General features: G+C 34.4%; 16 protein-coding genes. 15 read left to right on the top strand and 1 reads right to left on the bottom strand.

The window, feature by feature from the left end; translation table 11 throughout:
* Position 1: 1 nt before the first annotated feature.
* From E7Z81_RS05605 to E7Z81_RS05560, 10 genes are all read left to right on the top strand, one after another.
* Positions 2-919, top strand: coding sequence for a DUF3100 domain-containing protein (locus E7Z81_RS05605; protein WP_292745174.1), 918 nt, complete (start codon positions 2-4; stop codon positions 917-919).
* Positions 919-1410: a hypothetical protein gene (locus E7Z81_RS05600; RefSeq protein ID WP_292745172.1), complete on the top strand. Its 492-nt coding sequence runs from the start codon at positions 919-921 to the stop codon at positions 1408-1410. Before E7Z81_RS05605 ends, E7Z81_RS05600 begins: the two co-directional genes overlap by 1 nt.
* A gap of 158 nt (positions 1411-1568) precedes the next feature.
* Positions 1569-2465: a DUF3100 domain-containing protein gene (locus tag E7Z81_RS05595; RefSeq protein WP_367263009.1), complete on the top strand. Its 897-nt coding sequence runs from the start codon at positions 1569-1571 to the stop codon at positions 2463-2465.
* Complete coding sequence (locus E7Z81_RS05590; protein ID WP_292745168.1) at positions 2465-2956, top strand: hypothetical protein; 492 nt, start codon at positions 2465-2467, stop codon at positions 2954-2956. The genes E7Z81_RS05595 and E7Z81_RS05590 overlap by 1 nt, the downstream gene beginning before the upstream one ends.
* 73 nt (positions 2957-3029) lie before the next feature.
* A complete protein-coding gene (locus tag E7Z81_RS05585) occupies positions 3030-4436 on the top strand; it encodes an MmgE/PrpD family protein (protein ID WP_292745166.1) in 1407 nt (468 codons plus the stop codon).
* Positions 4437-4441: 5 nt separating this feature from the next.
* Positions 4442-5344 carry a peptidase gene (locus E7Z81_RS05580; RefSeq protein WP_292745164.1) on the top strand — a complete coding sequence of 301 codons (903 nt, stop codon included), beginning with the start codon at positions 4442-4444 and terminating at the stop codon, positions 5342-5344.
* 5 nt (positions 5345-5349) lie between these two features.
* On the top strand, positions 5350-6222 hold the full coding sequence (locus E7Z81_RS05575; RefSeq protein ID WP_292745161.1) for a fumarate hydratase: 873 nt from the start codon (positions 5350-5352) through the stop codon (positions 6220-6222).
* A gap of 42 nt (positions 6223-6264) precedes the next feature.
* On the top strand, positions 6265-7065 hold the full coding sequence (locus E7Z81_RS05570; RefSeq protein WP_292745159.1) for a citryl-CoA lyase: 801 nt from the start codon (positions 6265-6267) through the stop codon (positions 7063-7065).
* A gap of 1 nt (position 7066) precedes the next feature.
* Positions 7067-7576: a nitroreductase family protein gene (locus tag E7Z81_RS05565; protein ID WP_292745157.1), complete on the top strand. Its 510-nt coding sequence runs from the start codon at positions 7067-7069 to the stop codon at positions 7574-7576.
* 1 nt (position 7577) lies between these two features.
* Positions 7578-7916: a hypothetical protein gene (locus E7Z81_RS05560; RefSeq protein ID WP_292745155.1), complete on the top strand. Its 339-nt coding sequence runs from the start codon at positions 7578-7580 to the stop codon at positions 7914-7916.
* On the opposite strand, the gene E7Z81_RS05555 is transcribed toward E7Z81_RS05560, so the two are convergent.
* Positions 7906-8235: a hypothetical protein gene (locus E7Z81_RS05555; protein WP_292745153.1), complete on the bottom strand. Its 330-nt coding sequence runs from the start codon at positions 8233-8235 to the stop codon at positions 7906-7908. The two genes, E7Z81_RS05560 and E7Z81_RS05555, sit on opposite strands and share 11 nt — an antisense overlap.
* Positions 8236-8298: 63 nt before the next feature.
* Between E7Z81_RS05555 and E7Z81_RS05550 the strand changes: the two genes are divergently transcribed.
* The 5 genes from E7Z81_RS05550 (at position 8299) to E7Z81_RS05530 (ending at position 12321) form a co-directional block, all read left to right on the top strand.
* Positions 8299-8649, top strand: a complete 351-nt coding sequence (locus E7Z81_RS05550; RefSeq protein ID WP_292745151.1) for a hypothetical protein — start codon at positions 8299-8301, stop codon at positions 8647-8649.
* Positions 8650-8814: 165 nt separating this feature from the next.
* Complete coding sequence (locus E7Z81_RS05545; protein WP_292745149.1) at positions 8815-9129, top strand: V-type ATP synthase subunit H; 315 nt, start codon at positions 8815-8817, stop codon at positions 9127-9129.
* An 11-nt stretch (positions 9130-9140) separates the two neighbouring features.
* Complete coding sequence (locus E7Z81_RS05540) at positions 9141-11144, top strand: V-type ATP synthase subunit I (RefSeq protein ID WP_292745147.1); 2004 nt, start codon at positions 9141-9143, stop codon at positions 11142-11144.
* Positions 11145-11207: 63 nt separating this feature from the next.
* Positions 11208-11696 (top strand): V-type ATP synthase subunit K, encoded by a 489-nt coding sequence (locus E7Z81_RS05535; RefSeq protein WP_292745145.1) that lies wholly within the window; start codon positions 11208-11210, stop codon positions 11694-11696.
* A gap of 13 nt (positions 11697-11709) precedes the next feature.
* Positions 11710-12321, top strand: a complete 612-nt coding sequence (locus tag E7Z81_RS05530) for a V-type ATP synthase subunit E (RefSeq protein WP_292745143.1) — start codon at positions 11710-11712, stop codon at positions 12319-12321.
* Positions 12322-12327: the final 6 nt, after the last annotated feature.

Genomic DNA, 12327 nt, shown 5'->3' with positions numbered 1-12327 from the left:
AGTGGGTATTATTTCAAAAAATGATGTAGAGACGACAGAAGTTCAACACATATATCGTGAAAAGACTGATAAACGTATTTTAAAGAAAAATCCTTGGAAAGATTATGGGCTGCATTTAACAGTATTGCTTTTAGTGGTAATAGCAATGTTAATCGGTCCGAGAGAAATAAGGATTTCTCAGGGTATTGAAGTTTCTATAATGCCTTTATTGTATACAATGGTCCTGGGGTTAGTATTTTATTTGGCAAAACCTATTAAATGGATTCAAAGAAAACAATCTAGGGTTGCTGAAGGGGCAATGATGCTATTTATAGGCATTTTAATTGCAAAATTGGCTGTTTCCAGTGGTAGTTCAATTCATTTAATTTTTGAAATGGGTCCAGCATTAATGTTGCAGGAATTAGGGCATTTGGCAACAATTCTTATAGCACTTCCTGTTGCATTGCTTTTAGGTTTTAAACGTGAAGCTATTGGAATGACTAATTCTATTGGTCGTGAACCGGAAGTTGCGGTCGTTGTAGATAAATATGGTTTTAATTCTGCTGAATCTCGTGGAATATTCGCATTATTTATTGTTGGAACCATTATAGGTACTGTTTTCATTAGTTTTTTAACAAGTATAAGTGTTTCAGTTTTACCCCTCCACCCATATGCTTTCGCTATGGCAAGTGGTGTTGGTAGTGCAAGTATGAATGCGGCTTCTCTAGGCCCTACTCTTGCAGCATTTCCTGCTTTGGAAACTCAGATTGAAGCTTTCGCAGGATTCAGTAATTTGCTTTCATTCTCAATTGGAATTTACATTGTGATATTCCTTGCATTGCCATTGACCGAAAAGTTATATGAGTTTTTAGAACCTAAGATTGGTAGGAATGTTCCTAATGATGGATCTGCTGATGCTAATCAGGAAGGTGGTAAATAATGCATGAATTAATTGACGGATCTGAAAATGTCTCTGTTGAGGGAATTTTTAATTGGATTCTGCTTTTAGTAATTTTTTCAATCATAACTGTAATTGGAAATTACATTGGCTATAAACATCCTATAGCTGATTCTCTAATTGGAATGGGTATACTGTCATTAATAACTTTAATTGGAGTGTGGATGGAAAGGAAACTTCCGTTAAACATATCATCAATTATTTACATTAGCCTAATGGGAATAATTCTGGCATTTCCTGGAATGCCTACATCTGATACTGTTCTCTATTATGTGTCAAATGTGGAACTTTTATCTATTGTTACTGTATTTTTGGCATATGTTGGTATTGGAATGGGTAAAAGCTGGAATGAATTCAAGGCTCTGGGATGGAAAGCTGTTGTTATTACAGTTCTGGTTATCGCTTCCACTTATTTCGGTTCTGCTATTGTGGCTCATATTGTGCTGGTTTTAACTGGCGTTCCAATAGCATAATATTTTTTCTTATTTTGTGAAATTTTAATTATTTTTTTTATATTTTTATTCTTATTTTGTGAAATTTTAAAATTTGAATCTTATTAATTTAAATATCAGATTTAAAAAAGTAAATTATATATGATTTAATATTGTAAATTTTATAATATTTTTTCTTGTTGGGGTGGATTTTTATTCCAGATAAAGATGGGCAAGTGGAGCATATATACCGTGAAAAAACGGATAAAAGGATTTTAAAGAAAAATCCTTGGAGAGATTACAGATTACACATTACTGTTCTTATTTTAGTTGTTATTGCTGAGTTGATAGGCACAATCAAAATTCCACTCACTAAAGATGTTGCCATTACTATAATGCCGTTAATTTATACAATTATCTTGGGTCTGGTCTTTTATCTTGCAAAACCTATTAAATGGATTCAAAGGAAACAAGCTCGTATTGCCGAAGGGGCCATGATGCTTTTTATCGGGGTTTTAATTGCAAAATTGGCTGTTGCCAGTGGTCAATCCATTCATCTGATTTTTGAAATGGGTCCTGCTTTAATACTGCAGGAATTAGGACACTTGGCTACAATATTGGTGCTTCCAATTGCATTGATTTTAGGATTTAAAAAAGAATCAATTGGTATGACCAATTCAATTGGTAGGGAACCTAACGTGGCTGTTGTTGTAGATAAATATGGTTTTAACTCTCCTGAATCAAGAGGAGTATTTGCAATATTCATTATTGGAACTGTAATCGGAACAATATTTATCAGTTTCCTTGTTACTTTATCATTGTCATTCCTGCCGCTGCATCCTTATGCGTTTGCTATGGCCAGCGGTGTTGGCAGTGCGAGTATGAACGCTGCTGCTATTGGACCGACTCTTGCAGCATTTCCGGGCATGGAAACCCAAATTCAGGCCTTTGCGGGATTCAGTAACTTGCTTTCATTTTGTGTAGGTATATACATAGTAATATTTATAGCCCTTCCTTTAACTGAAAAAATTTATAACTGGTTGGAACCAAAAATTGGAAGGAAATCCATAATACCTGAAAAGGAGGATGATGAATAATGCCTGATATAATTGACGGATCTGAGAATGTAACTGTCCACGGAATTTTTAATTGGATTTTATTGCTGGTAATATTTTCAATTATCACAGTTATTGGTAATTATCTTGGATATAAACATCCTATGACTGATTCTCTAATAGGTATGGGCATTTTGTCTTTAATCACTCTTGCAGGTGTTTGGCTGGAAAGGTATTTGCCGTTAAATATTTCTTCAATCTTGTACATCAGTATATTCGGTATTGTTTTGGCATTTCCTGGCATGCCTACTTCAGATTTTGTCCTGTATTATGTATCTAAAGTGGAACTTTTATCCATTGTTACTGTATTTTTAGCTTATGTAGGTATCGGAATGGGTAAAAGTTGGGATGAATTTAAAGCTTTAGGTTGGAGAGCTATTGTTATTACAGTTTTAGTCATTGCAGCAACTTATTATGGTGCAGCTATTGTGGCACATATTGTACTGGTTTTAACTGGCGTTCCTGCAGTTTAAATTCTTTTTTATTTATTTTTATATAAAGTTAAATTTTTAATCTAGTTTAAACATATATTGTCTTAGGTGTTTTATGTTTTTAAAAAATATTTCTAAATTTATTTCAAACTATCGTTATGAACAGGCAACTGTGGAATCCATCACCACTGTAAAAGCTGCTTTTTTAGATTTTTTTGGAGTAACCTATAGGGGATCAATGGAAAACGCTTCAAAAATAGCTTTTAATACAGTTGATGAAATATTTTCTGGAAATGTTAATATTAACTTAAAGGCTTCAGTCATAGGAAGAAATCTAAAAACCAATGTTTTAAGTGCCGCTTTTTTAAATGGTGTTTCTGCTCATGTATTGGAGTTGGATGATGGTCATAGAGGGGCTCAGATTCATTTAGGTGCAGTAATATTTCCAACTGCCCTGGCAATTTCAGAAGCTTATGATTTAAGTGGAAAAGAGTTTATTGAGGGCGTGCTGGTCGGATATGAAGTGGGAATATTGCTTGGAAAGATGGTCAATCCAGACCACCGGAATAAGGGATTTCACACTACGGGTACAATAGGTGCCTTTGTTGCCGGTGCTGTTGCTTCAAAATTACTTAAACTTGATGATGAACAAATTTTGAATGCGCTTGGATTATGTGGAACTCAGGCTGCCGGACTTTTGGAATCAGATCATGGTGGGTCAATGGGTAAATCGTTACATGCAGGTAAGGCAGTTTATAACGGAATTTTATCTGCTATTCTTGCAAGGAATGGTTTTACAGGTAGTGGAACTATTTTTGAAGGTAATGAAGGATTTTTAAAAACAATGGTTTATGGTGATGATTACTCCGCTGAAAATTTCTCACTGGAAAGTGTTCTAAAAGATATAGGCAAGGTGAGAATCAGGGATATCTACTTTAAAAAATATCCTTTCTGTAGACATATCCACTCATCAATTGACACTGCATTAAAGTTAAAGGCAAGTATTGGTGATGAATATGACCATATTCAAAATGTTGCAGTTAAAACATATTCTGTAGCTGCAGAACATGATAATTTCAATCCTAAAAATGCGGAAGAGCTAAAACAATCACTTCCGTATGCTGTTGCAATATCTCTGGTAGTTGGTGAGGTAACTGTTGACGACATAGATCAATTAATTGAATATGGACTTTTAGATAATTATTCTACTGTTGATACTGTAAACAGTATTAAAAATCTTGTAAGCAGAATGATTATCCTTTCAGATGACCAACTTAATGAACTATACCCTGATAAGAGGCCGTCAAATGTAATTATCAAATTGGATAAGGCATTTAGGAATGGTGTATTCCAAAATATTACTTTACTTCCAAAAGGGGATTTTGAAAATCCATATCAATTAACTGAGCTGATTGACAAATTCAAAGCTAACAATCCACTTTATGATGTACGCAATCTCACGGTTATTGACTCACTCGAAGAATATTCTATGAAATATGTTGTTCAAAAATTAAATGAGTAGATAATATGGATGAAACAAAGGAATTCTTAAAAAAAATAGGTATTAAAGAAACTTTTGATGAATTTAAATCATACAAAAGGTTTAATGATGGAGGACAATATCGTTTTGAAGTTCCGGGCATTCAATCCCCAAATACTATGGAGGCATTACTACAAGAATCCCTTAATAAGGATATTTTTATCCATAGGGTTACTCAAACAAAAGGAATAATGCTTTTAAGTGATGATGAAATCTTAAAAATGGTTGATTTGGCTAAAGATTATGGATGTGAACTGTTTTTATCAGTGGGTCCTAGAGCAACATATGATACTTCAGCCACTGTCCACACCAAAGAGGGTAGCCGAATTGGTTACAGGCTCAGAGGTTATGATAATCTGGTTTATGCAATTGAAGATGTAAAAAGAGCCTGCAAATTAGGTGTAAGAGGTATATTGTTATATGATGAAGGACTTCTTTGGGTTTTAAACAAAATGAGAAAAGAAGGTGAAATACCTGAAAATGTTCATTTTAAATTGTCCGCACATGCAGGCCACTCCAATCCCGCATCTGCAAAATTGCTTCAGGAAAATGGACTTGATTCATTGAATCCGGTTCGTGACTTACAGATTCCAATGATTGCAGCAATTAGAAACGCATGCGATATTGCGATTGATTTGCACACTGAAAATCCCAAATCCACCGGAGGCTTTATTAGGCATTATGAAGTTCCTAAATTCATTGATGTTGCATCTCCAGTCTATTTAAAAACAGGAGGTTCAGTTGCAGCCAACCATAACTGGGATACCACTGAAAAAGAAGCTGTTGCGCGCATAAAACAGGTAATGCTGGTTAAAAGAGTTATTGATAATTATTGTCCTCAAGCAATAGTTTCTCCGTCTAAATCAGATGACCTGTCAGTTCCAGAGTGATTTTCATGGATATAGTTGAAGCTATTTCAAATTCAATCATCGATGCATCAACCACACTTAGCGATGATAAATTAAAAGCATTGAATAATGCAATTGAAAATGAAGAAAATAAAAATGCCAAATGGGCGTTATCACAGATTTTAGAAAACTATAAAGTTGCACAAAAAACCAGGTTTCCCTTGTGTGACGATACTGGAATTCCTCATGTCATTATCGAAGTGGGATCTCAAAGAGAGATTTCCGGTGAATTGCTGAACCAGATACATGAGGGAATTGCTTTGGGATTGAATAATCTTCCTGCCAGACCTATGGCGGTTAAAGGCAGTGAGATTGAAAGAATTGAACAAAGTAAAGGATTATATGAACAACCGGGAATGTTAAAGCCATCTTCCATTTTAATTGATACAGTTAATGATGAATCCACTTACAAAAGGGATGTTTCCCCGGATACATTAAATATTCATTTTATTCTTGAAGGGGGAGGTCCTGAAATCCGGGCAAAGACATACAGGGTATATCACAAGAGATCATTTTCCAATGTTATAGATACTGCTGTGGAATGGTTAAAAGAATCGTTGAAAATGCTTGGTTGCACACCTTCCATTCCTTCAATTGGTATTGGAAGAACACATTATGAAGCAAATGCACTGCTTTTAAAGTCAATTGCATATGGAAATTTGGACAACCAGAGTGATGTTGAAAAGTATGTTGCTTGCGAGTTGAATAAAACTGGCATTGGTCCAATGGGTTTTGGAGGAAATGCTACTGTTTTAGGTTCATATGTTAATATAGGTAATCAAAGGGCGAGTGGTGTGAGAATTGTTGCAGTCCGACCATCTTGTTTTGTTGAGCCGAGAGTAGCAACATTAAAATTATAATTAAAATAAACTTAATATTAACAAATTTAAAGGTACATGAAAATGCAAGAAAATAATTTTAGGGTTAATCCTCATTCATTAAAAACCGCCATATCCCGTGTAGAAACTGATAAGATTGTAACTCGGGGATATAATCAAAGAGATTTAATTGATAAAATTAGATATAGTGACATGGTTTTCCTGCTTTTAAGGGGGAGATTGCCTTCCCTTCAGGAAGGAAAGATTTTCAATCATGTTCTGGTTTCATTTTGTGACCACGGAGCTACTCCGCCAAGTACCCAAACTGCCAGGCTTGTAGCTTCATCAGGTTCACCGTTAAACTCAGCTGTTGCAGGTGCATTATTGTCTTTCGGACATAAGCACGCAGGAGCTATTGAAAAAACAATGGAGTTATATCAATCAAAAATAGGTTCAACCTATGCCACCGGGGATTCAGGCATTGACAATAAGCAAATTGCAAGTTCTGCCATTGAAATATATAGTGACTATATCCTGAAAGGGAAAAAAATACCTGGCTTTGGCCACAGATATCATAATATTGATCCAAGAGCCGATGAACTGATGAATATTGTCATTAAGCAGGGTTTTGTGGGACCTCATATTAAACTGGCTTTGGCACTTGAAGATTTGGTGTATGAAAAAAAGAAAATTAGACTTAATGTTGACGGCGCAAATGCCGCAATTCTATCTGATTTGGGTTTTACTCCGGACTTGGGTCTTGGAGTTTTCATTATTGGAAGAATTCCGGGCATTATAGCACATATTCATGAGGAAAATATGGATGAGGAAGAATTTAGACGTTTTTGTGACCTTGATGATATAATATATGAGGCAGGTAGATAAAATGGAATTCATAGATGTAATAAATCAAAGATATAGTGTAAGAGGATACTTGGATAAAGAAGTTGAAGACGAAAAACTTGAATATGTTCTTAAGGCAGCCACCATAGCTCCGACAGGTGTTAATGCTCAGCCTTTTAAAGTTTATGTTATTGATACCAAAAAACATAAGGAAGCATTATCCAAGATTTACGGCGCAAAATGGTTCGTTGAAGCACCTTATGTACTGTGCGTTGTGGCAATAAGGAATAAAGCTTGGACCAGACCATGGGATCAAAAAAACATTGCAGATATTGATGCGACAATTGTGATGGATCATATGATTCTGGCAGCACAGGATGTAGGTCTCGGAACATGTTACATTGGCGCATTTAAAAAATATGAAGCTCATAAATTCTTAAACTTGGATGAAAATGAAGAACCTGTATTGTTCACTCCATTAGGATACGGCAATGCAGAACCTCGTGAAACTCCTAGAAAAGAATTAGATGAATTTGTAGTTTATATAGATTAAAATGAAGTTATTAATACTTAAGGCAGATGATTCAAAAGAAATGGAAAAAATTTCCGAAGAGTTGTCTCAAAAAAAATTCAAGCTTGTTGAGAAAGAGTCTAACTTTATCTTGATGAGGCGAAAGAGATTCGGTAACCCATTGATACATGTAATATGTTTAATTTTGGCATTGTCTGTTTTTTCAATACTTATTTTTGTTAATGTGGTTTATTTCATGTATTCATATATATGGGCGTCACCCACTGTTTTGATAACAACGGAAAATGTTTCGGATGAAGGTGAGCCATTGGAATTTAATAGTATGGATGACGTGTTAAACAAGGCTAATGCTATTCTATAATTTCATCTACACTATATTCTTCTATTTTTCTAATTATCAAAGGGTTTTTGCAATTCAGATATTCTGATTCTTCACCTAATTTTGCTTCAATGAATACTTCATCGACACTAGGTTCTGTAAATAAGGTCATGATGTCTGTTAAAAAATCATCATAATCTCTCTGAACTGTTTCATCACTAAATCCTAAACGGGGAAGTTCATTTGTCCAGATGTCTTGACCCGGTGAAAATTTTTTATCGGTAATTTTATTGTCTTTTATTTCACTGTCCAATGTTATTGAAAAATTCTTGTTAAGTATTATCCATACTGCCCTTTCCATATATATTCATTAACTATAATGATATAAATATTATAAAGTTATAATAGAAAAGTAAGTGTTATTATGGCAAATGTAAAAATGTTTAAATTATTAGGGGTAATGTTGGCGGTAATGTTAATTGTTTGGGCCGTAGCTCCATTTATAAGACACCAGCCTATAACAAATGATGTCATGGCCACTGCAATAATACTGATTTTAATTGCTATTGCATATTTCATTATACTGTTTAACCCTGGTTGGACAAAGGCAGTTTTCTTTTTTGAAGGTATTGTCATTGGTGTAAGCGGTTACATGTTACTGGGTTATCCGTATAATATTGAATTCGCTGTAGTGGGTTTAATTATTATAATTATAGCAATTTTAGCTTATTTACGGAAATTACCTCCGGGTATATTGAAATGGTTTTATAGATAACTTATTTATTTTTTATTTCTTTTTTTACTGATTTTTTTCATGCAATAATTATTTTTTAAATACTTTTTTTTAATTTATTTTAAATTTTACGAATTCTTATCAATATTAAATAGTAAAAGATATATATATTGCACAATAAAAATAAATACACCATGGTGATTAATTATGGCAGAGATATCAGACGCAATCGCAATGATAAAAAAAGCTGAATCTGATGCTGAACAACTTATTGTTGATTCAGAGTCTCAATCAAAAGATTTGATTGCTGAATCAAGATTAAAAGCTGAAGAAATTATTTCAGAAGCTAAAATTGCAGCAGAAGAAGAAGCGAAAAATACTGTTTTTGATGCAGAAGATAAGGCTAAAAAAGAAGCACAAACAATTGCTGAGCAGTCCGCAGGGGACGTCAAAGCCTTAAAAGACAAAGCTATGGCAAATGTTGATGAAGCTGCTTCAATTATTGTCAAAAATATTTTGTAGTGTGAGATTATATGTTCAAGACAGCTAGAATGCGAAAAATTAGAATTGTTACACTGGAAAAGTATGTAGCTCCTACAGTGGACGCTCTCCACGAATCAGGGCTAGTACAAGTCAGTGATATTTCTGAAAGCATTCAGCAAGATCCTGAATTAGCGGAATTGGTTACTCCTGCAAAAGTAACTCCGTACACTGGTAAATTATCTTCTCTTCTTATGAAAACAAATGGTATATCTGAACTATTAGGAAATTCTTTATCAGAAGGCCATGGGTTAAAAGACACTTTAATGTCTTTTATTAGTCCAGACATGCCAGTTCAAAAAGAAGTTGAAAAATTGGATACTGAAGCTTTCATTAAAAAAGCGGAAGAAACATTGGCTCAGGTAGAGTCAAAAACCAGTGTTATTGAAGGGAAACTGTCCGCACTCGACGCTGAAACAAGTGAACTAAAGTCTAATAAAAGCATGGCTAATCGCTTATCTAATTTTGACATGGATTTAGCTCTTTTAAAAGATTCAAAGTACACTTCTACTACTGTTGGTAGGATTAATGCTGGGTCTGCTTCAGAAATCAAAAATGAATTAAGTAAATTGACAGACGAATTAGAAGTATTTACTGTTCCTATGGATGATAAAGAAGGAGAAATTATCACTGTAGTAACATTAAAAGAATTTAGTGATGATGTTTATTCAACACTTCGTAAATTCGACTTTGAGAGAATTGAAATAGGTGACGTTGAAGGAACTCCTCAACATATTATTTCAAATGCTGATTCCAGATTATTAACCATTGAATCTGAACGTGCTTCTGTTAAATCAGAATTAAGGGCCGTTGCAGAACAATGGGATGATGAGATATTATCTCTCAAAGAACAAATAGAAAATGAAAAAGAAAAGAACGAAATCCTTTCTTCATTTGTTCAAACTAAAGATGCTTATATCCTTGAAGCATGGGTGCCTGTTAAAGACACTGAAAAAGTAGAACAATTGGTTGAAAAAAGTTCTGATGGACATTGTGCCTTTGAAACAATAGAGGTTGAAGGTACAGATGATGAAAATGTTCCTATCCTACAACAAAATGGATGGTATGCAAAACCTTTCGAATACCTTGTTGATATGTACTCTCCAGTACGTTACAATGCAATGGATCCAACTATTTTTGTTGCAATCACATTTCCATTCTTCTTCGGTTTCTGTTTAACCGATGCAGTTTATGGTTTATTTGTATCTCTTATTGGTGTAGTATTATTAAAAGGAATGGGTAAAGTTAAAAAATCTATGCATTCCTTTGGTTGGATTTTAATCTGGTCTGGTCTGTGGGCCATTATACTGGGTCTGATTACCAATGGTTTCCTGGGAGACTTCCCGGAAAGGATTGTTGGTTTCCGTCTTCCAACTGTAGTTTCTTCAGTTGAAGCATTTGTACATCCAGACACTATTTTGATTATAGCTATCGCAGTTGGTCTTGTTTACACCAATATCGGATTCATATTAGGAGCTATTAACAACCTTAGATATGGAAATAAAAAAGATGCTATAGGTTCTCAAATTTGTTGGTTTGTATTTGAAGCGGGTATTATCTTACTTGCTTTAGGAGTTATCATGCCTGCAATCGGTATGATAGGCATGGTTTTAGGTGGAATATTAATAATTGCTACTATTGGAATGTTAGTATGGGCTAATGGTGCATACGGTGTAATGGATATTTTCGGTTACATGGGAGATGTTTTATCCTACGCTCGTCTTTTAGCATTATGTTTAGCTACTGGTGGTATCGCTATGACAGTTAACATTTTAGCTCAAATGATTGATCAAATGGTTCCATTTGTAGGTATAGTGCTTGCTATATTCATATTCATATTTGGTCATATTGCAAACTTCCTCTTCCAAGTATTAGGTGCATTTATTAACGCTTTACGTCTTAACTATGTAGAATTCTTCTCTCAATTCTTCATGGAAGGTAGAGGTAAATTCGAGGCTTTCAAAGCAAAAAGAACATTTACTAAAATTAAAAATTAAAAATTTTTCATTTATATCTTAAATTAAATTTAAAAATCAATATTATTTCAAAGGTGAATAAATATGGTAGAAATGGGTTTAGGAGCTGCTTTAGCCGCAATTGGTGCTGGAGTAGCAATCGGTTTTGCTGGATTAGGTTCCGGTTTAGGTCAAGGTATGGCAGCTGCTGGTTCTGTAGGAGCAGTTGCAGAAGACAATGACATGTTTGCAAGAGGTATTATTTTCTCTGCATTACCAGAAACTCAGGCTATTTACGGTTTCTTGGTTGCAATTTTATTACTTGTATTTTCAGGATTATTAGGTGGAGACGCAACTAAATTAACCCTTGAAGCAGGTATTGTTGCAATAGGTGTAGGTGCATCCATTGGTTTCGCTGGTTTAGGTTCCGGTATGGGTCAAGGTATGGCTGCAGCATCATCTGTTGGTGCAATTGTAGAAGATAATGATATGTTTGCACGTGGTATTATTTTCTCTGCATTACCAGAGACACAAGCTATTTACGGTTTCTTGATTGCTATTTTACTTATGGTATTCGGTGGAATCTTAGGTTAAGGAGGCAATTTATATGAGCTCAGGCACAGATAAAATTGTTTCAAGCATTATGTCTGAAGCCCAAGAGAAAGCTGATGTAATCATTCAAGATGCAAACGCTGACGCTTCAGCTATTAGCGAAAAAGCTGCAAAAACTGCTGAAGCAGAAAAAGTTAAAATTTTAGAAAATGGTAAAAAACAATCTGATATGAGATATCAGCAAATTATCTCTGAAGCTAAGATGAATGCTCGTAGAGCAAAATTAGGCGCTAAAGAAGAAGTAATTGATGCGGCTTTCAATCAAGCAACTGGAGAATTAAAAGCTATTGCTGCTTCTGGTGATGACAATTATGAAATTGCATTATCAAAAATGATTAAAGAAGCTGCTGATGAAATTGGAACAAATGATTTAATTATCCATTTAAACGAAGCCGATACAAACAAGTTTAAACAAGATTTATCTTCATCTGATAGTTTTGAATTAGATGGTATAAAATTCACTTTAGGTGAACCTATCAAAGCTATTGGTGGTGCAATTTTAAAAACCAGTAATGGAGATATCGAAGTTAACAATACTATAGAAGCTAGATTAGAAAGATTTAAAAGTATCTTACGTAGTGAAGTTGCTGAAGTTTTATTTAAATAATTAGGA

This window comes from Methanobrevibacter sp. (genome assembly GCF_015062935.1).
GTDB lineage: Archaea > Methanobacteriota > Methanobacteria > Methanobacteriales > Methanobacteriaceae > Methanocatella.
Note: the sequence above shows the minus strand (reverse complement) of the source record. Positions and strands in the feature narration are given on the sequence as shown.